Source organism: Candidatus Gracilibacteria bacterium (genome assembly GCA_041658685.1).
Classification (GTDB): domain Bacteria; phylum Patescibacteriota; class Gracilibacteria; order UBA1369; family UBA12473; genus JBAZZS01.
Genome location: JBAZZS010000001.1, coordinates 244,611 through 270,606, shown reverse-complemented (window position 1 = coordinate 270,606; position 25,996 = coordinate 244,611). Strand labels below are relative to the sequence as shown.

Below are 25,996 nucleotides of genomic sequence, written 5' to 3'. Positions count from 1 at the left end.
CAATCCGATCATGATTGACTATCGTATAAGACAAGCTTCCCTTCAAGATATCGATGCTATTTGTATTGTTGAGAAAAGCGCTTTTCCTCCTCATCGACAAGCCAGTGCGGAAACATTAGCAAACCGAATGAAATTATTCCCCGAAGGTTTTTTTGTCATCCTTTGTGGAGATAAAATCGTTGGATTTTCCACCGCACTCTTAACCGACGATCTTCGTTCCCTTGAAGTGCTCACGCCTCCGGACAATCAACTTCATAATCCGCAAGGTGACACGTATTATCTCAGAAGTGTGGGAATTATGCTCGATTATCAACGCAAAGGCCTTGGCAAAGCACTCATTGAAAAACAGCTCACAAATGCGCGCGGTTTAAATAAAAAACGTTTTTGTTTTACGGCCTCGGAAGACGTGGAAGTTTTTTATACCAATTTAGGGTTTAAAAAACTCACGAACTACGAGTCTTTTCATGGTTCAATTCAAGCGGTGTGGGAGATGAGTCTATAATCTTTTCTCTATTTCACGATGTGCATGGAATCAATCAAGGCGCTAGTTTGAGTAATATTGGCCTCATCTATTCCTGTAGTGAGATGCAGATTAAAACAATAGCCGTCATAGTATTCAAATGCGTAAATAACAGTATTGATGAACTCTCCTTCCTCTCCCAGGCCATTGTAAACCAAGAGCAAATGTCCGTTGTACTCGTCTTTATTGAGTGGCCCAAACACAAAACCATTGCTTAAAACATCTGGGTCCGTCATGAAAGCTTCAATCAATGGCACTTCCAATTCGCGACATGCTTCTGCGCTGTTCACCCCGGAAACACTGTAAGCCGAAGGGGTCACCATAGTGAAGGTTGCTTGATCTTCGGATATTTTTTGCCGGACGAAAAATTGTTCCGAATTGGAAGGGCCTACTTGCGAATCTTCATATCCCGTTAAATCGAGAGCCATAGCCCATTCTTTATTGGAAATCTTTAAATACGTTTCTCCGGTTTCCGACAAAAGCCCATATTCCAACGAAGGAGGGTTTTCCGTCGAATTGCCACAACCCGAGATCAAAAAACTCGCTAAAACGAACAATACGAAACCAAACTTTTTTTGCATAAAATTATTTATTAAGATGTCTTATTAAAATCATACATATTCATTTGAAAAAAGGAAAACGTATGGATATACTTTGAACTCTTCCCGCTCCGCGCGCTTTTGTTGTTTTTATTATTTTTAGTTTTTACGATTGTCATGAAAAAATCCACACCTTCTTCTTCATTCCGAATCGAACACGATGCTTTAGGCTCGGTCCAAGTTCCCAAAGAAGCCTATTATGGATCTTTCACGGCTCGCGCCTTGGCTCATTTTCAAATCAGCGGACAAACCGCACCCGATTCGTTTCGACGTGCGCTCGGATTTGTTAAATTGGCGGCGTGTCGAACGCACGAAACAGGGAAAAATCTTTTGCCTCAAAAAGCAAAAGCCATGGCCCAAGCCACCCAAGAATTCATCGATGGAAAATTCAATGACGAATTCAAACTCGATCTCTATCAAGCCGGGGCCGGCACTCCTTACAACATGAACGCGAATGAAATCATTGCCAACCGCGCGAATGAAATTCTCAAAGCGTCAAAGGGCTCTTATCGGCATGTGCATCCCAATAATCATGTCAATAAAGCGCAATCCTCCAATGATGTGATTCCCACAGCCACCCGATTGGCGGCGTTGATGGAACTGAAACTTCTCAAAATTGAAATGGCTCTTTTGCAAAAATCATTGTCGAAAAAAGGACGCGAATTTAAAACGATTTTTAAAGTTGGGCGTACGCACTTGAGCGATGCGGTGCCGATCACGCTGGGCCAGGAATTTGATGCGTATGCTTCGGCGATTGGAACCGCGCTTGAGACGCTTCAGGAATCCGAAAAAACGCTTTGTGTTCTTGGCATTGGAGGCACTGCGGTCGGAACCGGGCTTAACACTCCCCCTCAATTTGCGCAAAAAATGACGAATGCATTATCTAAGCTGACCGGATTTTCGTTAAAATCGGCTTCGAATTTGATGGAAACCACGCACAGTATGGCTGCATTTCTTAAGGCCTCATCCGCGCTCCGCGCCTTGGCTGTGGAGGTAAATCGAATGGCCAATGACTTGCGCCTGCTTTCCATGGGGCCGCAGGCCGGACTTGCGGAGATTTCGCTTCCCGCTGCAGAACCGGGCTCGTCCATTATGCCCGGAAAAGTGAACCCCTCGATTGCCGAATGCACGAACATGATTTGTTTTCAGGTCATTGCAAATGACCAAGCCGTTTGCCTCGGTGCGCAAGGCGGGCAATTGGAGCTCAATTGGTTCACCCCGCTGATTTTGGCAAACCTACTCCCTTCGTTCAATTTGATGACGCGCGGATTACGACTGTTTAGAACGCAATGCGTGGATGGGATCAAAGCCCACCCAAAACGAATTCAGGAACTTTTCGAAAACAGTGCGGTTTTGGCTACGGCACTCGCCCCCCATTTGGGTTACCATGAAGTCGCTTTATTGGTGAATGAAGCGCTCAAAACCGGCCACTCCATCCGTGAATTGGTGTTGGCAAAAAAGTTGCTTTCCAAGAAAGAATTGGATCGGATTTTGGATCCGGAAAAAATGATCTAGGCAAAATAGGCCGAAATTAACAACTTTGAGCAAACGAAGTGAGCCGGTTATACACTGTTAGGCGTTGGTTAGAGGTTCTAACGAACGGATGAAAAAATTTCCTCAACCGTACCCTCTTCTGCTACTGAAGGCTGAAAGAATATTTGGCAGTAATAATCTTTCGATTTTTCTTCTGACCATTCAGCAAGGCCGAAACTGATGTTGCCATTTCCTACTTTATCCGCGGTGCCAAATATCGAATACTTTACTTCTACTAACTCGCCTTGTTTCTCGAAAGTTCGAGTATCTGATTTTAGAATTTCAGACTCCATGCCGCCTTGCCAGTCGCAGTCGACCATCATCATTTTTTCCTGACTTTCATTTAAAAATTGTGTATACACTCCTCCGGAATCATACGTTCTCTCGGCATAAATCCAAGATGACGGATAATCTAATTCGTAATTCACACTCCCAAATGTGAATGTTTTCATGGTTTTTGGAGTTTCGACTGCGACATTATCCGTTTCAACAGTAAGATCGGTATTTATTGCGATATTTTCTTTTTGTGACGAACAGGCGGCAAAGGAAAATGTGATAATAAAAAGAAGAAGAAATTTTTTCATACTTATTTATGTTTATTAAAATAATATATGGATATTACCAGATTTTCTTAACCTCACAAAATTTATGCGCTCCTAACTTTCGCTAAGCTATTCACTATACACCGCCAAGGTCTGCGTGTAGGTGTCGGAGACGCCTTCATTATCCGTCACGGTTAAGGTCACGGTGTACGTGCCCGCCACGGTAAACGTGTGGGTGGGTTTTCGGGCATAGCTGATGTCGCCGTCGCCAAAATCCCAACGATAATCGGTCACGGTTCCGGTGGAACAGCTCGGATTGAACGTCGCGACCAAGGGTGCCACTCCGGAATTCACATTGGATTCAAAACAGGCGCCAAGGGCCACGGGCTGGGCATTGATAAGCACGGAAACCGTATCTTGATTGCCGTCCGAGGCGATGGCGGTCACATTCACGGTAAATGTCCCGACTTCGGAAAAAGTGTAACTGATTTTCGCGTTGTCATAACGTGTAATTCCATTCCCAAAATCCCATAAATAATTCACGATATCGCCGTCCGGGTAGCTGGATCCCGAGGCGTCAAAGGTCACGGCAAGCGGGATTTCGCCACTGACAGGCGTAGCGGTCACGGAAGCGGAAATGCTCTGGGCCGCCACTTCCACCACAATCGTGGTCGTGGTTTCATTCCCTTCCGAGTCTTGAACATACAAAACCGGCTGAAAAGTTCCCTTTTCTTCGTATACATATTCAATGGATTCTCCAACCTCATCCGTCGTGCCATCTCCATCCAAATCCCATTCATAATTCACAATGTCGTCATTGGGATCCGTGCTTTCTTTGGCGGAAAAAACCACCTTAAACGGCACTTCTCCTTTGATCGTGGTCTGATCTTCATCGCTCCACGGCTGGTCTGTGGTCAAAGTCGCGATCGGTGATTCTTCCGAAGTTTCCACCGTCACTTCCATGGTAACGGTCCCGGTTTCCTTTTCCGAATCCGTCAATGTAAGGATCACTTCATACACTCCGGGCGCATCAAACGTGTGTTTGGCGGTCTTATTTTTCGTCACGCTGGTCCCATCTCCAAAATCCCATTCATATTTCTTGATTTCTCCATTGGGGCTTGAAGGATCGGTGACATCAAAAAGATAATCTTTTCCCACATAAAGAACCCCGTCTTTTTCAAGCGTGACATCAATCGTTCCCGTTGGGGTGGCGGCGTCGCGGGCCTCGATGTTCTTTTCCGCAACACTGGTTTCTCCATTATTGTCTGTCACACGAAGTTTCACGGTGTAGGTGCCATATTGAGTGTAGGTGTATTCAGCCGTAACCTCATTGCCATCGTCATAACTCCCGTCTCCGTCGAGATCCCATTCGTAATCCACGATTTCACCATCCGGATCCACGCTTTCCGACGCATCGAATTGAACGGTGAGCGGGATTTCCCCCACTTCCTGCGTGGCGGTAAAAAATGCGTTCACTTTTTCATTGGTGAAAACCACGTCCACGGTGAACGGCTCAATGCTTTCTTCACTCGTCTTATTGTCGCTGTACGTCACACTCAAAACCACGGTGTAACGTCCGTTATTTTCCCCTTTACTTGTGAAACGATGAGAAACCGTGGGGCCTGTGGCCGAGGCTCCATCTCCAAAATCCCACGCATAAGAAATGATGGTGTATTTATTGGTGTCCACCGGCAAATTGGAAGCATCGAACTCGACTAAAGCCGGAGCTGTGAGCCCGTTGGTGCTTTCCGGAACCGTCACAATATAAGTGGGCGCTCCTTCTCCGGTCATGTACTGGGCTTTCTTTTGTTGAAGATAATAATAGGAAGCGGCCCAAATGATGGAAATCAACATAAAAAACAACACGCCGAGAATGAGCATAACTGCGCCTTTCTTTTTTCGCGGTTTGTCCTCTTTTTTGGCCATGGCAATGATGAACGCGCCAATGATGGCCAACACAAAAGCCAAAAAGTCAAAAAAGCCAAAGAACAAACTCGTGAGATTGATCAAAAACGGATAAAGCTCGGCTTCACTCACTCCAAACAATTGCAATAACGGGTTGGCGCCTCCGGATCGACTTAAAATAAAGAAGGCCACCACAAACACGGTGATAAACACAAATCCCAAAGCGGTGAGCAAGAAAATGAGCAGGGTTTTGCGTTTCTTTTTTTCTTTCAATACGCGTTTTTCTTCTTTAAGTTGTTCGGGTGTTTTTTGAGGGGCCGGAGCCGGAGTGGCTACTGGCGTTGCGGCTACCGGTGCGGGTGCGACGGGCACGGGCTGAGCCGGCTGTGGCGCTGGCTGAGGTGTTGCCGGTTGTTGATTTGGGATTGGTGCATCGGGCATAAAGGGAAGGTAAAGGGATGGGAGGAAAGAGGGGGAGCCCCTTCGTTTCACTGCGGGGCTAAATGCGGACACTCACTTCGTTCGTGTCTGAGTATAAAGCTTTGCCCCCAATAAGGTAAAGCCCAATGCCGTGAGAAGGATGTAAAGCGCCTCGGAAGTGGTGACCGGAATAACGCTGGTTTGCCCTTCCGTGGTCGTGCTTACGGTCTGCGCTGCGTCAAACTTAATTTCACGCGTGACGGTATCCGTATTTCCCTGCTCATCTTCGATGGTGAGTTTAACTACGGTCGGCCCCCATGAAGAATCAAAGTCCGTGGTGTAATTTCCGGCCGCGGTTGCATCATAATTATGATCATTGTCTTTTTTTCCGTCACCATCGCTGTCAAAATAAACATTTTTATCAATCCAATAGGTCAAATCTCCCACTCCCCCTTGAGCGCTGAAGGTGAATTTCACATTGCCGGAAGTTCCGGTGATATGAATTTTATTATCGGTCTGGCTCGCCTCCGGACTGGAGGTTAAATACGCGACCAATTCTTCCACCGGATTTTCCAATTTAACGGGTTGGGTGACCTCATTCGTTCGGCCCAAAGAATCGACGATTGTGAGTTTAATGTTGTACGATTTATAGTCCGAATACGTATAGGTCGGAGATTCTTCCGTGGAATCCACATCATCGGATTTGGCGGAGGTTCCGCTGTTCCCGTCGCTGTTTACCGAGGTGTCAAAATCCCATGCATAACTCGCGATTTCCACTCCCTCCGCACCCACGGTTGAGTTGTTGGTGAAAACAACCTCCAAACCATTCAGTTCATACGTAAAAGCGGCTTCGGGCGGGTCCATTTCAATCAATTTAACATCCTGTGCAATCTCATCGGTATTGCCTTCATTGTCAGTCACCTTCAATTTCACCTTATACGTTCCATAATCAGAGTAGGTATAAATCGGGCTCATCTCCGTGGAATCCTCATCATCATCTTTGATCCCGTTCCCGTCGGTGTCGACCTTTTGTGTGTCAAAATCCCATACATACGAAACCAACTCGGCTCCGACTTCCGTGTCGGCCGTTGAATTGTTCACAAACGTGACTTCGAAATTTTTAATCGTGTAAGTAAAAGCGGCTTCTGGGTCTTGAGTTAAGGTGTCCACATACACTTTGATCGGGTCGGAAATGGCAGTGGCGCCTCCATCGTCCATGACTTTTACACGCACTTCAAGCCCACCGGGGGTGGACGTGTCAAACACTTTGGTCATGGTCACGGAACCGGGTTCATTGTTATAAAATCCGTCTCCTTCAAAATCCCACATGTACTCAACAATGTCGCCATCTTCATCCGTGGCTGAGGCGCTGAAGGTCACGCTTTCTCCCAATAAAACATTGGTGCGATCCGCATTGACCTGAACCGCGGGAGCTTTATTGGGGCCGTTTTCAACCTCCAAAGTCGGAATTTGGGTTCCGGGAAGGGTGTTTGTGGACGTTACTTTATTGTTTTCACTGTCCGCGACTTCCACCCCAAATCCATACATGACGCTCTCTCCGGTTTCCCCATTGGTATTCACGGTGAGGTAGGCGGTATCCGAAGACGACATTTGCGTTCCTAATAACACACTCGAATTATTGATGTCGTAATACCAAAATTTATATTGAGCGGGAGATTTATTCGGGGTATCCAAATCCTCGGCATTGGCGGTTACTTTTACGGTGAGAGGGGTGACAAGCGTGTCATTTTCCGGAGTTGCGGTCAGTCCGTAAATCACAGGAGATACTCCTTCAATCGTGAGCAACAAGGTTGCAGTGGCGTGATCATTTGTCATTTCCGGAATTACGGTCAGCGTGACTTCATACGTCCCGATTTCACTGTAGGTATGAGTGGTTTCTTTATCTCCCGAGGTGGTGTTATCACCAAAATTCCAATTGCAAGTACTCCCCGCTTTCAAAGAGATGCCGGTTTTATCCACCGAATTAGAACAATCGAATGTAAAACTGGTGGTTCGATTGCCCGTGATTTCACTGTCCCCAACACCGGTATAACTGTCTGCCGATACCTTAATGATGGCAATTGGAGCATCACCGTTCCCGATATAAACATTGTGTTCGGCACTGTTGCTTTTCCCTGCTGCATCGTAGACTTTTACGTTCACGCCAAAGGTGCCGGCTTGGGTATAAGTGTGGGAAACTTGAGTGGTTTCTCCCGCGACTGATACCACTTCCGGGCCGGTTCCGTCCGCCCAATCCACTTCATAAGAAACGCCCAAGTTGCTGGTCAAATTGAGGCTCACCACCGCGGAAGTAGGAATCGATGTGATCCCATTGTCTGTTGTTTCTCTTTGCAACATCGTGACCGCATTCCCTTCGGTTTCCACTTGAATCCCCAAAAGCGACGTGATTTTTACCGTACTTTCATAGGTATCGCTTTTTTGCATATCTCCGGTGTAAGGATCGCGCGCCGTAAGCGTTACATTAAAATCACCGGTTTTGGAAAAATCAATAACCGGGTTGATTGAAGCCGCGGTGGTTCCTTCAACAAAACTATAGTCGGTTCCTTCGGTGGCATTGATGACCCATTCGTAGGTTAAATTTCCCGTATCGTCCGGATCGGGGTCTTTTGTTGAACTGGCATCCAAATACACTCGATTGGGCAATTGCGAATCCGGGATAGCCCACTTGAACACCGCTTCCGGCGGAGTGGATTCAACCAATATTTCTCGAGAAACGGTATCCGTATCTCCGGTAGCATCCTTAACCGTCAACTGCCACAGGTAAACGCCGGGTGACGAAAATGTTTGACTCCAGACATCTTCCCCGGATTCATTTTCGGCAACGGTTTGGCCATTTGAATTGACGAGCCAAGAATACATAATGATGTTTCCATTGTCGCTCAACGAGCCTCCGCCATCCGCCGTCACTTCGTCCCCCACATTTACGATCAAATCCGAAAGATCCAGATTCGCTGCAGGCGAAGCCACCTTAATGGTAACCCTACTGCGGTCTTTGACTCCGTTTTGATCCGTCACTTCAAGAACAAAACTATAATTTCCTTCTTGGGTGTAAGAATGTGTGGCGACCGGATTTGCACCGTTTTGGTAATCCCCGTCTCCGAAATTAAAATCATAACTGATAATCGTATTGGAATTGCCACTGCCATCCGTGGTTCCGCTGGCATCAAATGTAATCCCGGCTTGGGCCGTTTCTTGCGTGACGGTCCATTGAGCCACATCCGTGTCCGTGTCCGGATCTTTTAAAGTGGTGGTTGCAGATGCCGTGGTGGTATCCGCCGCTGTGGTTGTGGCGTCCAATCGAATGAGGGAAGAAGGCGGGTTCACCGTAATACTGAGATAACTGACTCCCGAAGCAATCGTTTCCGGGGTTGAACTCGTTACGCGAAGTCCGACACGATAAGTCCCGGGTTCGTCGTAGGTTTTTGTGGTCGTGGCACCGGTTTCAGAGCCTTGACTGAATAGGCCGCTTAATCCGCCTCCGCCAATGATACTTCCTCCTCCATTTCCAAACGTTCCATCTCCGTCCAGATCCCATTCGTAATTGGCATTCGGGATGGTGAGATTGCTTGGATCCGAGGATTTCAACCCGTTCAAGGTCACGGTGAGCGGAGCATTGCCTTCATCCGTATTGGCCGTGATCACCGCCGTGGTGAATTGAAGGGCTTTGATATCCGTATAAAGTTGATTTAAAACATTGACGATGTCGCCGACTCTTGCGCTTCCACCCGGAGGAAGGATGTAAAGTAAAAGCTCGGCAGGTCCATCATTAACATAATTGAATGTATACGTTTGAGTTGAATAACTTCCTCCACCGGAAAGATATCCACCCAAATGATTATCATCTATAACCTCCGCGAATAATCCATTGATAGTTGTTAATTCCGTAAAACTTTCTTGCATTATTTCCAAGCGAGCTTTAATCGCTTCCATATTGCTATTTAAATCTCTTAAAGCTTCTGCGGAAATCTCATTCATCTGAGCCACAAAATCCACTCCCACTCCATAAGGGTCAGCCACGCCTAGAGCAGCCACTTCTCCGGCACAGTCAGAGATACAATCGAAATCCACTCCACATTCCACTAAACAAGCGTTCAATTCTTCCGCCGCATCCGTTTCTCCCTCCGTGTACCCATCCACACTTTGCGCCAACAGTACATTGGCCTCCATCCATTCATGTTGAGACACCAATGTTTTTAAAGACTCTGTGGCATTCATACTTATATAGCGCTCAATAATATCGAGCCCTTTGTTCACTTCGTCCGCGGTAGCACTGAACGGATCCACTTGATCCAATATCATATTCAAGCCTTCCTCCATATCTCTGAGCCCTTCGTCGTTGAAGTAACCCACTTTCGCCATGGCATCCAAAATCGAGGCCGTATTCACAAACGCGGAATATTGATCCAAATAAAGTTGGGTGAGATCTTTGAGATCTTGAGCCATTTCCGCGGATTGAAATTCGCTTAAACTTTGACCGCTGATTCCGTTGGCGGAATACAATCCTCCTCCGGTGTCTTCTCCTCCGGTGGCGCCCTTAATAAGGGTGTTCACCAACGCATACGAGATCAACACGATGACAATCCCCATCATCGCGTACATGATGCTCTTTTTCCCTTTGTCCGCTTTTTCGGATTCTCCGCCGGCTGTGACATAAAGCACGCCTCCGTAAATCACCACAACAATGGCGGCCAAACCCAAGAACGATAAAATAAAATTCGTAACATTCACGACAAATTCTCGAGCCGAGCTCGTGGTGGTGATGCCTTCGGCATAACCTTCTTCACTGGGCGGAACATATTCTCCGTTAAAATCGGAAAAACTGGTGGATGCCCCCTCATCGGTACAGGAAACCACTCCATCTTCTCCTACAGCATCACAAATGGCTTCTTCAAGCCCAAAATCGACCTCGAATGTGGCCTCCGCTTGAGCCAAGAGCGGGAGTTGAAGAGTCCCGATAAAAATCCCGACCATGAGCGAACTCAATGTCAGGCTAAGGATTTTCTTTAAACATTTTGAGAAAGAGTGATTCATGGTTTTTTTGTTTATTTTAATTAAGAAATTATAGCATGAAAACTAACTTTAAACAACCTATTGGGCGCCTTCCAACGGGATGACCGTTGAAACAATGGCAAATGAAGCGGCGGCCAATCCGATGCCCGCAATCGCACTCCACATGATTTTTTTCGCTTTCCCGGTAAGCTCGTCGTTTCCAAAATTGACAATGTATAAAAATCCGGCGTAAACAAAGGCCAAAACTCCGATGGTTCCAATCATGGATGCCAAGAAATTGGTGAGGCCCACAATCAATTCTCGTCCTCGCGCCACATCGATCTCGGTGCCTTGATTTTTAAAGATGATATCTTTTATAACCAATTCTGAAATTCCGATGAGCACCAATCCAAAACCGGAAAGATAAATATGTTTTTTGGCCGAGGTTACCGCTTCATCCGAAGCGCCCGCCACCAAAATTTGGAATCCGGAATACACGATCATAAGCACAGCCAACGACCCCATAAACACCTCCACAATGTTGTAAAGTCCTTCAATAACTTTACCTCCGCCTTGAGCGAATTCGGCCGCAGTTTCTTCATCTCGCAAAAATTCTCCTTCCGTCCCGTAAAACCCCAATCGAATCGCTTCTTCGGCGATCAAAATCATGACCAATCCCATCAACGCGTATTTAATAAAAGCTTTTTGTTTTGTGAGCTGATCTTCCGATTCTTTCCCTGCGGTGATCATCCCCAATGCATTGATGATCATCATGAGCACCGCAATGGAGCCCAAAACGTATTTCAACAGATCGATGGCAAAAAAGATGGCACTCATAATGTTTTTAAGCCCGGATTCACTTCCTGCGTCGGCGTGGACATTGGTTTGATAATTTTCAAGTTCGGTTTTGCTCCCGATGGACTCCAAGATGTCACGAAAATCGGTGACGGCAAAAGTGAGGGGAATTTTGGCCCACAAAAGGCCTGCGAGCACGAGAACAAAGCCCCCGATCGGAGCTGAAAATTTCAAAATTTTAAGAAAAGATTTCATCCGAAATCAGGTTAAAAAACACCGCTAATAAAGGTGGAGACCAAGGCGAACGCACCATAAATAATGATTAAAGCGATGGTGGCGTTGAATATGATTTTTTTGGCTTTTCCCATCTGATCGTCGTCTCCAAAAGCGGTCAAATACATAATGCCTCCGACCACCAAGGCAAGCACGGCGAACGGCGATGCCCAGGTCACGATGAAGTTGGTGATCCCCACAATTTCTTGAACTCCGCGTCCGGTGTCAAAGGTCACAACCGCTTGTTGTCCGGAAGCTGAATAGGAGCTTTGATCCGGGTCCACTTTAAATAAAACTTGTTTTACAATGACATCCGACAACATGATCAAAAACAGCGCAAGTATACCGCTCATGATGTTCTTTTTTTCCATGTTTAACACTTCGTCGGAATCACCGGCAAGCACCAATTTGGCGCCGGAACGAATCAAGAAAAGCACGGCCACGCTTCCCACGATGTACTTAATGAACGTAATGACGATGAGTGCTTGTCGATCAAACAAACTAGCGCGATAGGCGATCTCCTGTTCACTGGAAAGAAATCCGCCGTTTTGCATGTCCAAAATTTCCGCAATGGGGCCGGCAATGGCGATCATCACCAACCCGACCACCCCCCACAAAAGATTTGTTTTTTGTTTATTCGCGGTTTCCTCGTTGTTTCCCGAAAGGACAAGCCTGATTCCGGAAACGACCATCATGAGGATCGCCACCCCTCCGATGATGTAACGAAAATTGTGAGCGAGGTTGAAAACGAGGTTGTAGGCCTTTTGCAGGCCTACACCTTCCGGGTCCGGGACATCACCAAAACTGGCGGCATCCGGGATCGGGAGAAAACCTGCGGCAAAAACCCCATTCATCTTCAACACAAGGACACCGACCATCAGCGACAGTGCGATGAGGCCTTGTTTAAGCCATAAAAGTCTTTTTTTGTTTTTCATGGGGTTCCATGGTTTTTTATTTATCTTTATATTTTACCAAATTCAACCTCGGAAGTAAAGCCAACCACTCACGAAGCGATAGCGGAGCGAACTCCCTCTCCCGCATTTCTTGTATTTTTTCTTTACATTTTTCCAAGCTCCCGTATTATTACTCGTGGCCGAGGCCTTTTCGGGCTATCTCCACTTTCTCACTTTTAGTTCAAATTTATGAAAAAATCCAATCCCGTTCTCGCTTATTTTGTTTCCAGTTTTGAGGAATTGCGCCGTGTGACATGGCCCACCAAAGAACAAACCGCTCGCCTCACCATCATTGTGGTGATTTTCAGTCTTTTGGTGGCGGTTTTTCTCGGAGCGGTCGACCTTGGTTTTACGGAAGCTTTCACTCGTCTTATCTCTCTTTTTTAATCTTGTTTTTCTATGGCTAAACAGGCAAAAAATACCGGTCGAAACTGGTATGTCATTCACACGTATTCGGGTTATGAAGATGCGGTTCGAGAAGCCTTGCTTCAACGCATCGAATCCATGAACATGCAGGATAAAATCTTTGATGTCGTGGTTCCGAAAGAGACCCAAATTGTGATGAAAAAAGGGCAACCCAAGACTGAGAAAAAACGCCTTTTCCCCGGGTATGTGCTCGTGGACATGACCGTGGATGATGATTCTTGGTATGTGGTGCGCAACACGCCCAATGTGACGGGGTTTGTGGGATCGGGCACGATTCCGGTTCCGGTTTCCGAAGAAGAATGGGGCATTGTTCGTCGCCATATGGGTGAATCGGATCCCAAATTCAAGATTGATCTTCAAGACAATGATCCGGTCATGGTTTTGGATGGGCCGTTTGCCAACTACGATGGCGTGGTCAAATCCGTGGACAATGAAAAAGGAAAAGTGAAAGTGCTCATCACGATTTTCGGTCGCGAAACGCCTGTGGAATTGGATTTCACTCAAATCAAGAAAAAATAGCTGATGCATAAATTCACGATTTTCACTCTCCTTTTCTCTGTTTGCGTGGTATTGATTGTGGCGGATTTGGTGCTCAACGATTATTGGGGCAAAGATTTTGCGAGCCAGGATGCGATCACGGAACAAACCGTGCCGGACGAAACCATCCCGGATGAAATCCCCCCCGGTGAAATTGTGGCCGACCCCACCCCCACACCGATTACGGATGAAACACCGGTCACGGATCCGGAACTTTATGGAGATGAAGAAACCAATCCGAATGAGATCGAAACGACGGTACCCGATGAACCGGCCCTCAAGCCCACGTTGACCCAAGCGTTGACGACGGATTTGGGACTCACCGAGTCTATTCTCGAAACCGAATCGTATACGGGTTTGATTTTTGGTTTTTGGGATCTTTCCGCTTCGTTGAATGGGGCTCCTCTTCTCCGTCATAAATTATTCGATGGCACGACCTTTTTGGGATCCATTTATGAAATTCAGGGAGCGACTGAAGTGGATCTTTTTTCCCTTTACGAAGCGCTCCGCACCTTGGCGAACACCTCGGAAACGGGCACGATCAATGAAAATAATGCGTATGGAGAGGCTTCGTTTTATTTCAATCATATGGTAAAAACCAATACGGTTTTCTTGACCGTACGCACGCAGAATGCGGTTTATGCCTTTGAATACGCGCCGAGCGCCCATGTCCAGATGAAAAAGCTGATTTCGCTCTTGATGGCCTTATAGAGAAATGCCAAAGCGACTCTTTTCGTCGCATGGGAAATTTTTTCACACCTTACGCGTTCAAAAATTTCCCTAAAATGCTCCTCAAAGAGCCATCTTTGTCATTCATCATTTCCATTTGACTCTCGGGGCCTTTTTCTGTAATTTACACACGCTTCTATTCCCTTATTTTTGATCTTTTAGCGATTTTTATATGGCAAAAAAAGTTCTCGTTCAGATTAAACTTCAGATTGCAGCCGGTAAAGCAAACCCCGCACCTCCGGTCGGTCCCGCCCTTGGACAACATGGTGTGCAAATTCAAGAATTCTGCACTCAATTCAATGCTTTGACCAAGGAAATGGGAGATACGGTCGTCCCGGTGATTGTCACCGTGTACGAAGACCGCAGTTTCACTTTTATCACCAAGGTGGCGCCTGCCGCGATTTTGATTCGCAAAGCCATCGGAATCCCCAAAGGATCCGGTGTCCCAAATAAGGATAAAGTCGGCACCATCACTCGCGCTCAACTCGAGGAAATTGCCGAGAAAAAGATGCAAGACTTGAATGCGAATGACATGGATGCCGCGGTGAAAATTTTGGCGGGAACCGCACGCAGTATGGGAGTCAATGTGGAAGGCTAACCTTGTTTTTATGCCCATTCAAATGATGGATTCCAAAGGAGGATATGCAATTTCTTCTTTCGATTATGCGGATTCTTTATGGCCACGATTGCTGTCTTTTGCCTTCCCTTTTCTTATTGTTTGTTTGGTCATCGCTTTTATCCTTTTAATCCTTTATCTCATGAAGAACCCTCTCTCTTCAGGCGGTCTGTTCCGAAACTTTTCATCCAATCTCAAGGCGTTCTACCTGTATGCGGTGGCGTTTGTGGGAATTGTGGTGCTTTTGATCAATGGAGTGACTCTTCTTCGAACCGTGCTTCAAACCCAAGTTTTTGGGATGGAATATGAATATATGAATTCTTATGAATGCTACAATAAATGGGACCCCGTAACCAGCACCACCGTGGTTCTCTCGGAAGAAGAATTGGCGCAATGTTTGGATCGAGCCGCAGATCAAGCCAAACTGGATTTTTCAGCTCAAACCAAGCGCAGTTATGCGGAAGGATTGGCCGGGTTGATTCTTGGATTCTTGATCTGGTTGCCCCATTTTGTATGGGCAAGGAAATTGAAATAATCAAAACGTTTTATTGTTTTGTGGGAGGCTACTCACGAAGCGTAGCGAAGTGAGTCTGGGAAGACCGCTGAATATCAGCCAACGGATGAAAATTCATCCTATAACTGAAAATGAGGTCCCTTCTCGGTAACACTCGCTTCGCTCCTGTTATGGCCACCTGTACCACTTAACCCCCATTTTTATGCCACACGGCAAAAAGTATCGAGCTGTGCTCGAAAAAATCAAAACCAATAAGGTTTACACCCTCGAAGAAGCCGCGACGTTGATCAAACAAACGTCCCCTTCTAAATTTGATGCAACCGTGGAAGTCCACATGCATCTCACCATCGATCCTGCCCAAGCGGATCAAACTTTGCGAAGCACCGTGTCACTCCCCCATGGAACAGGGAAAGAGTCTCGCGTGATCGCTTTTGTGGATGAAAGTCATGTCAAAGAAGCCATGGCTGCCGGAGCTTTAAAGGCCGGATCCGAAGACCTCATTGAGGAAATCAATAAAGGTTGGCTCGATTTCGATGTGGCCATTGCTCAACCCGAAATGATGAAAAAACTCGGAAAAGTGGCCCGCACTTTGGGACAAAAAGGTTTAATGCCGAATCCCAAGGCCGGCACTGTGACCACCGACATTACCAAGACCATCGCGGAAGTGAAAAAAGGAAAAGTCGAATTCCGTAATGATAAGGGTGCCAACTTGCACAATGCGATTGGAAAAGTGTCGTTCACCGAGGCTCAAATCAAGGAAAACCTTGAAACGTACGTGAAAGCGATTGTGGCGGCCCGCCCTGCCGGAGCCAAAGGCAATTTTATCAAAACCGCGTCCTTGGCCACCACCATGGGGCCCGGGATCAGATTTGATATTTTGCCGTACTTTAAATAACAGACACGATTGTTGAGTAAATTACTGCGTAAATTTAAATCCCCTTTAAAACAATTAAGGGGATTTTTAATTGAGTTTCTTCACCCCCTTTTTCGTTTCGTTGAATAAATTTTTTATACAATAAAAAGCCTCGGATTATATCCGGGGCTTTTTTTGAGTCGTGCACAAGGAATCTTTAGCCGAACATTCTGTTCCATGGCCCTCTCATCCACCACCAGACACCACGCACGAAGCGAAGTGTCCTATCCCCCGCATTTCATATTTTCATTCCTGTATTCAGTCACTTTTTTATCGATAACTTGTTTAAAGTCATACCAGTTAGGTTCCAGCAAAATCCCCCATTCATCCGGCGCGCGGTCTTCATTGGCGATGAGCCCGTGGTGCGCAAGGTGCTCATGCGCTTCACACAACGGGATGAGATGATCAGGGTCATGCACAGGATCAAGCGCGAATCGTTGGGTGTGGTGGAGAATTTTATAAGGTTTTGTACAGCCGGGATAAGCGCACTGGCCACGCGTCTTCTCGATCGCAAATTTCTTTACTTTTGCAGGAATGTGACGCGAGGGAGTTTCGACGGGTTTCGGTTTTTCGAATTCGAGTTTTTCTTTTCGGAGCTGTAAAAGTTCACGCATGAGGGTATTCCAGTCGCCTTTGCCCTTTAGTTTTTCGAGCTCCGCGACAACGTCGGGGGAAAGACTCATAGAGATAATTTTCATTTCTATAGGTTGGGCCGAATGGGTGGCCTGAGAGTTAATGTCTTTTTCAGATTGGCCCGGCGTCCTAGGAAGCCACTCTAATCTGTATTCGTGAACATAGGTTTCGAGCGTATTTTTGCTCATAATTCGTGCCTTTTCTGCCCAAAATTCAGCGGTTTCAGGCGTCGCGATCGCGATCACTGGTTTCACACTCTGAATTCCCTTTTCTTCGATCACTTTACGGAGAGCGGGTTTGTCTTCGACTTTTCTCATGATTCGAAGAGCATCTTTGACCGACGATTTGCTCATCCCGGCCAGTTTTCCCGCATACTCAAAAATATTCGAAAATCCTTTCTTTTTCCAAATCTGTCTTCGATTTATTTCGGGGAGAAGAAGGGCACATTTGCGAAGCCATTCTTTGGCGTTGCGGCCGTAATCGACAAAATTTTGATGGACGAAATCGTCTGAAGAGGACGTGGAGGGAGAGGATTTTGGGGCGGTTGTAGAAAGAGGAGCGGGGGGCAAAAAATGCGGGAAATTATACTTCGCTTCGTTACGTGCCTGATTAAATTTTTCTGAATGTTTTTTGGGGGTCAATAAAGTCATAAAAAGGAAGATTAAATGTTGCTTTTTAGCATCTAAAATTTACCACTAAAATATTAGAATTCCAGATCAAAATTATCATTTTAACGTGACAAAACTGGCAGGTGAGTATATATTCACCTTTCGTCAGGTTTTCCGTCGCTAATTTCCTTCCATTTTTGCTTCATTTTCCCTCACTTTGAACAAATTTTTTATACACAATTTTGCGAGTGGGCGTGAGGGGCATCGAAGGTAGTCTGGGCGGTAACATTATTTTCAAGAAATCCGCCATCGATACTGCCTGCCGTGTTGACTGAAAGTCGAGTGTCTCTCGCTCCGCCATTTTGCTCCGTGCCCTCCCCCGCTGCGTTGTGTGCCTGTAAGACTTTTTAATTTTGAAGCCTTCGCCGATTTTGCTATGGTAAGGGTATGATCGACGTCTTATTCGAAGGCCTGCACGAGAATCAATTCTTCCCGGACGGGCATTATCACATCGAGCCGCTTCGGAGCAGTGTCACGCTCATTCGGAAGGGCGGGCTCAATATTTTGTTTGATACTAGTTCCATGGCATACGCCGACCTCCTGGTGGCTGAGTTGAAAAAACGCGGACTCGCCCCCAAAGACATTCATCACGTTTTTAACAGCCATTATCACCTCGATCACTGCTTCAATGATTATCTTTTTGCAAAAACCGCGCTCATTCACACCTACAATGCCACGATTTTTCCCAACGGATCGGTCGATATTTATCCCAATCCGGACCTGCGGTTGCTCCCCTCTTTTCTCAAAACTCTCAAAACGCCGGGGCACACCGGGTCGGACATGAGTTTGATTTATCGTTGCGACGGGGAAACGTGGGTGCTGGCGGGTGATGCGGTGCGCGAGGATTTTATTCGGCAAGAGGCGCCGCTTTCGGCGGAGAATAAAAAAACGTTTTTTGAAAACATGAAGGTGGTTTTTCAATCCGGGGACGTGATCGTGCCCGGGCACGGGCGGGTGATTCGCGGGGAGGTGAAAAAGGAGCTGGAAGGGTTGCTGGAAAGGTGGCCGGTGGAGAAGCTGGAGAAGGGGTGCGGGGGATGTAGGAATTCGTTGAAAACCCTAACCTAAAAAACAATAATGGATATTACCTGTTTTGAACTTAAGGGGATTCTATATCAACCAAAAAATATTTTTCCGCTAGGTGATAATTGGATTATGGGGGCGACTAAAGATTGTAATTTCCTAGAAGGTGACGATCAAAAAATAATATTTTTATCAGATAAAAAATTCGAAAAGATTCAAAACGATATTTACCTTTTCGTTTTCTTTTATCAGTTTTTATTCCTAGATTGCAGAATTTATAATTTATACTACTTATCATTGCTTCAAAAACAACAATCATTCACGATTAAATGTGATAAGACCCAAGATGTAGAAGCAAAAATTAAGGAAAAATATGGAGAAAATAAAGGTTGTTTTACAATTGATTTTGGGGAAATAAAATTCGAGCAGACCAAACTTTGGAACACTATAAATTTCAATGAATTTCAAAAGACATTCGATGAACAATATAAAAAAAATGATAAATTCAAAGATATTATTGATCTATTTTTATATACCATTGGAAGTAATCATCCACTTTATCCCAATTTTTTCCAAAAAATCGCACAACTACAAACTGTATTTGAAACAATAATTGGACAACCAAAAGGTAAAAAATGCTACTGGTGCAAACAAAATAAATACAAAGAAAAACGAGAAGTTTTTTTAGAACGAATATTGAGAGAAAAAGGGATAACAAATCAAAAAGACATAGATCTAATTACGATAATTAATAAAACTTTAAATAGTACAGCGCGGATAGAATACACACACCGTTCAAAGCAATTGAATATTTTTCAAGAAACATTAAAAGAGATAAAAACTGATAAATATCATTACAAAGGGCAATCCTCCTATACAACAAATTTTGATGATATTATAAGCGGAAAATTAAAAGTTAAAGATTGGGCAATACTTGACTGGGAAAACGTTTACAGAGCATATCAATTTATAGTCAGACAATTGATATACCTAGGATTCTTTAATGCCTAACGGTTTGTCTTCCCCTCTTCTCTCCATTACAATTCAACCATGACTCCTCTTAAAGTCCGCATCCAACGCATCGATCCCGCCCTTCCCCTGCCCGTGTATGAAACCGACGGGTCGGTTGGGTTTGATTTGATCGCGCGCGAAACCACGACCCTCGCGCCTCAAACCATTGCGCTCATTCCTTCGAATGTGATTGTGGAAGTGCCGCGCGGATACATGTTGGCGGTCGCTTCCCGCAGCAGCACGCCGCGCAAAAAAGGCCTCACGCAGCCGCACGGGTTCGGCATCATTGATCACGATTATTGCGGGCCCAAAGATGAGGTAAAAATTCAGGTTTACAACTTTTCGCAGGACGCGGTCACAGTCGAGCGCGGTGAAAAAATCGCGCAAGGTGTTTTTGTGCGCATCGATAAATTCGAGTGGGAAGAAGTCACGGAGATCAAAAAAGAAAGCCGGGGCGGGTTTGGGAGTACGGACCAGACACGAACGAAGTGAGTGTCCTTGAGGAAAATGCCTCATTTTCAGCCACATGTTGAATTTTCAATAATTCGCTGACATTCAATCGTCTTCTCAAGCGCATTCCGCTACGCTCCATGCGTGAGCGAAGTGAACTTCCCCGAATTTCTTCCCTTAAGTCACCCATTCGACAAGCTCAGGGTGACACGCATCATTGGTCATTATTCATTCGTCATTGTTCAAAAAATATGAAATACAAGAAAATTCAAAATCGGACACTCCGCTGCGCTCCGTGTCTCCTCACCCTCTACGGCATCAACAACATCGGCAAAACCACGCATACCTTGCGACTGGTGGAAAAGCTAAAACAGGAGGGATTTGACGTGGTGCGCGTGAAATATCCGGTGTACGACGTGCCCCCGTCCGGGGATTTTCTCAATCAAGCGCTCCGATCCGGCAAACCGCAAACGATTTCTGAGCAAGAACTTCAACTCTGGTTTGTGTTGAACCGCTGGCAATTTCAACCCACCATCGAACAATGGCTCAAGCAAGGCAAAATCGTCGTAGCCGAAGATTATATCGGCACCGGCATTGCGTGGGGTACAACCAAAGGCGTTGAAACTTCCAGACTCGAAATTCTCAATGAAGGCTTACTCAAAGAAGACCTCGCGATCCTGCTCGACGGCGAACGATTCACCGAAGCCACGGAAAAAGGGCACCTTCACGAAACCAATAACGAACTCATCGCCCGCTGCCGCACGGTCCACCTCGAATTGGCTCAACGTTACGGGTGGCAAAAAGTCGAGGTTCAGCCCAATCCGGATGACACGTTCGCAAGAATCTGGGCTTACGTTGAAAAAAAATTGCAGTCAGAGAAAAAATAACTTACAATACAGTCTCTTTCATCCCTGACTTCCCTCTTCTCTCTATGCAACTCTTGGACGGTCGAAAAGTCGCGAATGAGATGCTCGAAAAAGCCAAGGGAGAAGTCCAACAACTGCATGATCAAGGAATCCAACCCAAATTGGCGGTTCTTTTAGTGGGAGAAGAACCCGCGAGCCTAACGTATGTCACGCAAAAAGAAAAGGATTGCAAAAAAGTTGGGATTCTTTTTGAACGACTCAATTTCCCGACTTCTGTCACGACCGAAAAACTCATCGAGACCATTGAAGAATTGAACACTCGCGAAGACATTCACGGGATTTTGGTGCAGCTGCCGCTCCCCGCTTCGGTCGAGACGCCGCTTGTGATTCGCGCGATTCAACCGAAAAAAGATGTAGATGGGTTTCATGCCTACAACATGGGCAAATTGGCGCTTTCCGCATCGTTCGAATCCTTGGTTCCTGCCACGCCCAAAGGTGTGATCAAAATGCTCGAGTACTACAAAATCTCGGTGGAAGGAAAAGAAGTGGTGGTGGTGGGACACAGCAATCTTGTGGGGAAACCGGTTTCACTCATGCTTCTCAATCGAAATGCCACGGTCACGACCTGTCATAAATTCACAAAAGATCTTGCGAGTCATACGCGGCGCGCCGATATCCTGGTGGTGGCGGTGGGAAAAGCCGGCCTCATCACCGCAGACATGGTAAAAGAAGGCGTGGTGGTGGTGGATGTGGGGATCAATCGTGTGAATGGAAAACTCGTTGGCGATGTGGATTTTGAAGCGGTGGCGAAAAAGGCGTCCTTCATCACTCCGGTTCCGGGAGGGTGCGGGCCCATGACCATCGCGTGTTTGATTGATAATGTTTTGATTGCGTGCCGACGCTTGCAGGCCTCAGTTATTGGCTAACGCAGCAATGCGCGATTTTTAGTCAGCATTTTTTATTCTTTAAACCCAACTCCCATGTGCGGAATCCTTGGCATCTACGCTCACGACCTTGTGACTCAAGAACTCTATGATGGTTTATTGATGTTGCAGCACAGAGGACAAGACGCCGCAGGGATGATTATTTACGATGGCGAACATTTTCATACGCGAAAAGAATTGGGATTGGTCAAAGATATTTTCCATACGCGACACATGAAACATCTTTTGGGTTATGCCGGAATTGCGCACGTCCGTTATTCCACCATCGGAGGCGGGGTGGTTGAAGACGCTCAACCGTTTTTGGGACAAGCGCCGTTTGGAGTGGCCTTGGGGCACAATGGAAATATTTTTAATTCGCATGAACTCAAAAAAGAACTCTTTGAAAAAGATCACCGCCTCGTAAACTCCAATTGCGACGCCGAAGTGATTCTTCACTTATTCACAAAAGCGCTCACGCGCCAAGATCCGGATGAAATCAAACCCGAGCATATTTTTAATGCGGCCCAAAGTGTAGCCGAACGTGCCAAAGGGTCGTACAGCACGGTGGGGTACATCGCGCGCCAAGGCATGGTGGCCTTCCGCGATCCGCATGGGATTCGCCCTCTGATTTTTGGAAAGCGAGACAATGGTCGAACCGTGGATTATATTTTCTCTTCCGAATCCGTGGCCCTCGATATTCTCGGATTTGAAGTGGTGCGAGATGTGGGCCCGGGTGAAGTGATTTTCATTGATGAAAAAACCCGCACCGTTCATTCCAAGATAATTTCTCATAAAAAACATTTCCCCTGCATTTTTGAATACGTTTATTTTGCCCGTCCGGACTCGGTCATTGATAAGGTTTCGGTGTATAAAAGCCGACGTCGTATGGGAGAAAATTTGGCAAATAAGATTAAAAAAGCGAATTTGGACATCGATGTAGTTATGCCGGTGCCGGATTCTTCCCGTACCGCGGCCCTCGCGCTCGCCTCGGAATTGGGAATTAAATACCGCGAAGGCTTGGTGAAAAATCGCTACATTGGACGAACGTTTATCATGCCCGGGCAAGCCATGCGCAAACAATCGATTCGACACAAATTGAATCCCATGAAACTTGAGATCCAAGGCAAAAAAGTGTTGCTCGTGGACGACAGTATTGTGCGCGGCAACACGTCTCGCGAAATCGTTCAAATGGTTCGCGATGCCGGTGCAACAAAAGTGTATTTTGTTTCCTATTCGCCGCCGGTGACAAACCCGTGTCTTTACGGCATTGATACGCCCACCAAAGAAGAATTGATCGCTTCCTCCAATTCCATTGAAGAAATGAAACAATTCATTGGCGCGGATGAGTTGATTTTCCAAGATTTCAAAGATATGGAATCAGCCTGTCTTGAGGGGAATCATGATCTTAAGGAATTTTGCACCGCGTGTTTTGATGGGAATTATAAAACCGGAGATGTCACGCCTGCGGATCTCAAACGTGCTTCGGATGATCGAACGTCGGAAAAGATTTCAGGCGGGTGCGAACCCATGGGAAGTGAAGGCGAATTGCATAAAGTGAATGAGAAGCAGATGAATTTGTTGTAAATCTTTTCGAAGCGCGGGTCAGAAATTTTCTTGGCCACCGCGGTCCGGTCGCTCCTGCGGCGACCGTCCGCTATGCCTCGCGCCAATCGTTCCCGCGTTGCGGGAAGCCAAGCCGATTGTCGCTGCGGAATTGGCCAAAAAAATCTCCTCCCCACGCTTCTCTTAAATATTATTTTAATCCTCTATGAAAAAAATCCTCATCCTCGGCAATGGTGCGCGGGAACATGTGATTGCGGAAACGTTGGTAAGAACGAGTAATAAAAACGTGGAAATTTTTACATTTGGAGGGGCGAAAAATCCGGGGCTCGTGGCCCTCTCTTCCAAATATGAATTGGGGAAAGTCACAGATGTTCCCTCTGTGGTTGAATTCGCAAAAAAAATACGACCAGATGCGGTTTTCCCCGGGCCTGAAGCGCCGTTGGCGGTTGGAGTGGCGGATGCCTTGGCTGAAGTTGGGATTCCAACCATCGGGCCCAAACAAAACGTAGCGCTTCTCGAATCTTCAAAAGCCTTTGCGCGCGATCTTTTACAAAAATATAAAATCCCCGGAAATCCTAAATTCAAAGTTTTTCACACCCCGGATGGGCTTGCGTCCTACCTGGGAGACATGCTTTCCGGCGAATTTGTGGTCAAAGCCGATGGGCTCCAAGGCGGAAAAGGCGTGAAAGTTTCGGGCGAACATTTGATGAGCGTAGGAGAAGGCGTGGCGTACGCGGAGGCGTGTATCAAGGCGGATGGCCGCGTGGTGGTGGAAGAAAAATTCGTGGGAGAAGAATTCAGTTTGATGAGTTTTACGGATGGAGAAACCGTGCTCGACATGATTCCGGTGCAAGATCACAAGCGTGCGTACAACGGGGACACGGGCCCGAACACGGGCGGGATGGGTTCGTACAGCGATTCCAATCACCTGCTCCCCTTTCTCACTCAACGCGATCTCGACGAGGCGCATGCGATCACCGAGGCCGTGGCCAAAGCATTGGTGACAGAAACCGGCACGCGATTCCAAGGCGTTTTGTATGGCGGATTTATTGCCACCAAAAAAGGCGTTGGGCTCATCGAGTACAATGTGCGTTTTGGGGATCCGGAAGCCATGAATGCTCTGTCTTTACTTCAAACCAATTTTCTCGATATTTCGATGGCGATTGCGAGCAATGAATTGCGCGGCATGTCCCTTTCATTCGAGAAAAAAGCGTCGGTGTGCAAATATCTCGTGCCCGAAGGCTACCCGGACAAACCGGTGAAAGGCGTTAAAATCACGATTGGCGACATCCCAAAAACCGTGCATCTGCATTATGCGTCTGTGGACCAACGCGAGGATGGATTATATCTCGGCGGCTCGCGCGCGATCGCGCTCACCGGAATCGGCGACTCCCTCTCCGAGGCCGAACAACACGTTGAAAAAGCCCTTCCTCAAATCCAAGGGCCGCTCTTTCATCGCACCGACATCGGCACTCCTGAGTTGATTGCGAAGAGGGTGGAGAGGATGAAAAAATTGAGAGGGTAATTATTCCTTATCAGCTATTATTTTTTTTAAACGTATAGCGATTGCATCTAAATTGTCCCCTCGCAGAGAACTGTTACCGTCTATAGTAAAACCCGCCAAGTGCATCTCTTCTATTAAATAAGGGGTATCAGATGAGCTGGAAAAAGCCCATATCGGACGAACTTCAACATCTGAATTTCCCCCTATAGGAACTACTAAAGTTAAAGGGTTTTTAAAATCGGATTCAATCCCCTGTTGATCTAAGGATTCCTGAAAACTTATTGCGGCTTCTTGCATCGCAATCCCTATCGATCCTCTATGCTCAAGCGCGTTGATATAGGCAGTACATTCTGTATCTGTTTTATTTTTACATAATTCTTCCCGTGGAGGTTCGTGGTTAGAAAGGCTCCTTACATCTTCGCATATCGTACTTAAAGCGGACTCCGCATTCCCTCTTTCTGTTTTGCCAAGGGACTTATAGTTGGCAATTTTCCATGAAGAAGGGACTTCGTATTCCATGGTAAGGTCGTCTCCCATTGAAACGGTCCATACGTCATCTCCATCTTCCTCTAAAGGCATCCACCAGGCTTTAACTGAGTTAGGAGGCGTGATCAAAATTGACGGAGTTTTATTTCTTAAAGAAAAAAATTCTTCCCCCCTCGGATCCGTATTATAAACCAAAGCGACATCTTCTTCTCTTTGGATACAATCTTGCAATGCCATATGAACATTTTTAGGATGCCCTTCTTCATCCACAAGATGTACCGCATTTTCTGTAGGAGGTTCTTCTTCTGCCCCCGTGTCTTCTTCGGGGCCTAAAAGTTGACGAAAAAATCCTCGCGCACGCGCGCGGGTTTCTGCTTGAGGCTCGCTTAATCCTTCTTCTGCACTCGTAATCCCGGCCCCGCTGAAATCAGAGGAGTCACAACTCTTCGCTACCACTCCGACAGCCAATGCCAACGCGGCTAACCCGACCACGGGGCCGACCCATCTTTTATCTTGGGATCCTGGATTGTGCGTGTCTGGATTTCCCATAAATACAACCATTAAAATTAACCTGTTTTATCAAG

General features: G+C 46.4%; 22 protein-coding genes. 15 read left to right on the top strand and 7 right to left on the bottom strand.

Annotation, left to right across the window (positions count from 1 at the left end; translation table 25 throughout):
• Positions 1-10: 10 nt before the first annotated feature.
• Complete coding sequence (locus WC882_01030) at positions 11-502, top strand: GNAT family N-acetyltransferase (protein MFA5842248.1); 492 nt, start codon at positions 11-13, stop codon at positions 500-502.
• An 8-nt stretch (positions 503-510) separates the two neighbouring features.
• Here WC882_01030 and WC882_01025 read toward each other — a convergent pair whose 3' ends face one another.
• Complete coding sequence (locus WC882_01025; GenBank protein MFA5842247.1) at positions 511-1,101, bottom strand: hypothetical protein; 591 nt, start codon at positions 1,099-1,101, stop codon at positions 511-513.
• 135 nt (positions 1,102-1,236) lie between these two features.
• On the opposite strand from WC882_01025, the gene WC882_01020 reads away from it, so the two are divergent.
• Positions 1,237-2,634, top strand: a complete 1,398-nt coding sequence (locus WC882_01020) for an aspartate ammonia-lyase (GenBank protein ID MFA5842246.1) — start codon at positions 1,237-1,239, stop codon at positions 2,632-2,634.
• A 77-nt stretch (positions 2,635-2,711) separates the two neighbouring features.
• On the opposite strand, the gene WC882_01015 is transcribed toward WC882_01020, so the two are convergent.
• The 4 genes from WC882_01015 to WC882_01000 all read right to left on the bottom strand — a co-directional run bounded on the left by WC882_01015 (position 2,712) and on the right by WC882_01000 (position 12,532).
• Complete coding sequence (locus WC882_01015; protein MFA5842245.1) at positions 2,712-3,236, bottom strand: hypothetical protein; 525 nt, start codon at positions 3,234-3,236, stop codon at positions 2,712-2,714.
• 87 nt (positions 3,237-3,323) lie between these two features.
• Complete coding sequence (locus tag WC882_01010) at positions 3,324-10,571, bottom strand: PKD domain-containing protein (GenBank protein MFA5842244.1); 7,248 nt, start codon at positions 10,569-10,571, stop codon at positions 3,324-3,326.
• A gap of 57 nt (positions 10,572-10,628) precedes the next feature.
• On the bottom strand, positions 10,629-11,579 hold the full coding sequence (locus WC882_01005; GenBank protein MFA5842243.1) for a hypothetical protein: 951 nt from the start codon (positions 11,577-11,579) through the stop codon (positions 10,629-10,631).
• A gap of 11 nt (positions 11,580-11,590) precedes the next feature.
• The gene (locus tag WC882_01000) at positions 11,591-12,532 is read right to left on the bottom strand and encodes a hypothetical protein (protein MFA5842242.1); all 942 of its coding nucleotides are present in this window, start codon (positions 12,530-12,532) and stop codon (positions 11,591-11,593) included.
• A 207-nt stretch (positions 12,533-12,739) separates the two neighbouring features.
• Between WC882_01000 and secE the strand changes: the two genes are divergently transcribed.
• From secE to rplA, 6 genes are all read left to right on the top strand, one after another.
• Positions 12,740-12,937 carry a preprotein translocase subunit SecE gene (gene secE, locus WC882_00995; GenBank protein ID MFA5842241.1) on the top strand — a complete coding sequence of 66 codons (198 nt, stop codon included), beginning with the start codon at positions 12,740-12,742 and terminating at the stop codon, positions 12,935-12,937.
• Positions 12,938-12,949: 12 nt separating this feature from the next.
• The gene (gene nusG / locus WC882_00990) at positions 12,950-13,495 is read left to right on the top strand and encodes a transcription termination/antitermination protein NusG (protein ID MFA5842240.1); all 546 of its coding nucleotides are present in this window, start codon (positions 12,950-12,952) and stop codon (positions 13,493-13,495) included.
• Between the two features lie 3 nt (positions 13,496-13,498).
• Positions 13,499-14,224: a hypothetical protein gene (locus tag WC882_00985; protein MFA5842239.1), complete on the top strand. Its 726-nt coding sequence runs from the start codon at positions 13,499-13,501 to the stop codon at positions 14,222-14,224.
• A 190-nt stretch (positions 14,225-14,414) separates the two neighbouring features.
• Positions 14,415-14,840, top strand: coding sequence for a 50S ribosomal protein L11 (rplK, locus tag WC882_00980; protein ID MFA5842238.1), 426 nt, complete (start codon positions 14,415-14,417; stop codon positions 14,838-14,840).
• A 10-nt stretch (positions 14,841-14,850) separates the two neighbouring features.
• Positions 14,851-15,393, top strand: coding sequence for a hypothetical protein (locus WC882_00975; GenBank protein MFA5842237.1), 543 nt, complete (start codon positions 14,851-14,853; stop codon positions 15,391-15,393).
• Between the two features lie 181 nt (positions 15,394-15,574).
• The gene (gene rplA / locus WC882_00970) at positions 15,575-16,267 is read left to right on the top strand and encodes a 50S ribosomal protein L1 (protein ID MFA5842236.1); all 693 of its coding nucleotides are present in this window, start codon (positions 15,575-15,577) and stop codon (positions 16,265-16,267) included.
• A gap of 242 nt (positions 16,268-16,509) precedes the next feature.
• Here rplA and WC882_00965 read toward each other — a convergent pair whose 3' ends face one another.
• Positions 16,510-17,568 carry an HNH endonuclease signature motif containing protein gene (locus tag WC882_00965; protein ID MFA5842235.1) on the bottom strand — a complete coding sequence of 353 codons (1,059 nt, stop codon included), beginning with the start codon at positions 17,566-17,568 and terminating at the stop codon, positions 16,510-16,512.
• Between the two features lie 405 nt (positions 17,569-17,973).
• On the opposite strand from WC882_00965, the gene WC882_00960 reads away from it, so the two are divergent.
• The 7 genes from WC882_00960 to purD all read left to right on the top strand — a co-directional run bounded on the left by WC882_00960 (position 17,974) and on the right by purD (position 24,947).
• Positions 17,974-18,654, top strand: a complete 681-nt coding sequence (locus WC882_00960) for an MBL fold metallo-hydrolase (GenBank protein ID MFA5842234.1) — start codon at positions 17,974-17,976, stop codon at positions 18,652-18,654.
• A 9-nt stretch (positions 18,655-18,663) separates the two neighbouring features.
• Positions 18,664-19,620, top strand: a complete 957-nt coding sequence (locus tag WC882_00955) for a hypothetical protein (protein MFA5842233.1) — start codon at positions 18,664-18,666, stop codon at positions 19,618-19,620.
• A gap of 39 nt (positions 19,621-19,659) precedes the next feature.
• Complete coding sequence (dut, locus tag WC882_00950) at positions 19,660-20,439, top strand: dUTP diphosphatase (GenBank protein MFA5842232.1); 780 nt, start codon at positions 19,660-19,662, stop codon at positions 20,437-20,439.
• Complete coding sequence (locus tag WC882_00945) at positions 20,427-20,957, top strand: hypothetical protein (protein MFA5842231.1); 531 nt, start codon at positions 20,427-20,429, stop codon at positions 20,955-20,957. Before dut ends, WC882_00945 begins: the two co-directional genes overlap by 13 nt.
• A 44-nt stretch (positions 20,958-21,001) precedes the next feature.
• A complete protein-coding gene (gene folD, locus WC882_00940; GenBank protein ID MFA5842230.1) occupies positions 21,002-21,862 on the top strand; it encodes a bifunctional methylenetetrahydrofolate dehydrogenase/methenyltetrahydrofolate cyclohydrolase FolD in 861 nt (286 codons plus the stop codon).
• A gap of 54 nt (positions 21,863-21,916) precedes the next feature.
• Positions 21,917-23,443, top strand: coding sequence for an amidophosphoribosyltransferase (gene purF, locus WC882_00935; GenBank protein MFA5842229.1), 1,527 nt, complete (start codon positions 21,917-21,919; stop codon positions 23,441-23,443).
• Positions 23,444-23,627: 184 nt separating this feature from the next.
• Positions 23,628-24,947 (top strand): phosphoribosylamine--glycine ligase, encoded by a 1,320-nt coding sequence (gene purD / locus WC882_00930; GenBank protein ID MFA5842228.1) that lies wholly within the window; start codon positions 23,628-23,630, stop codon positions 24,945-24,947.
• Here purD and WC882_00925 read toward each other — a convergent pair whose 3' ends face one another.
• The gene (locus WC882_00925) at positions 24,948-25,961 is read right to left on the bottom strand and encodes a hypothetical protein (GenBank protein ID MFA5842227.1); all 1,014 of its coding nucleotides are present in this window, start codon (positions 25,959-25,961) and stop codon (positions 24,948-24,950) included.
• Between the last annotated feature and the right edge of the window lie 35 nt (positions 25,962-25,996).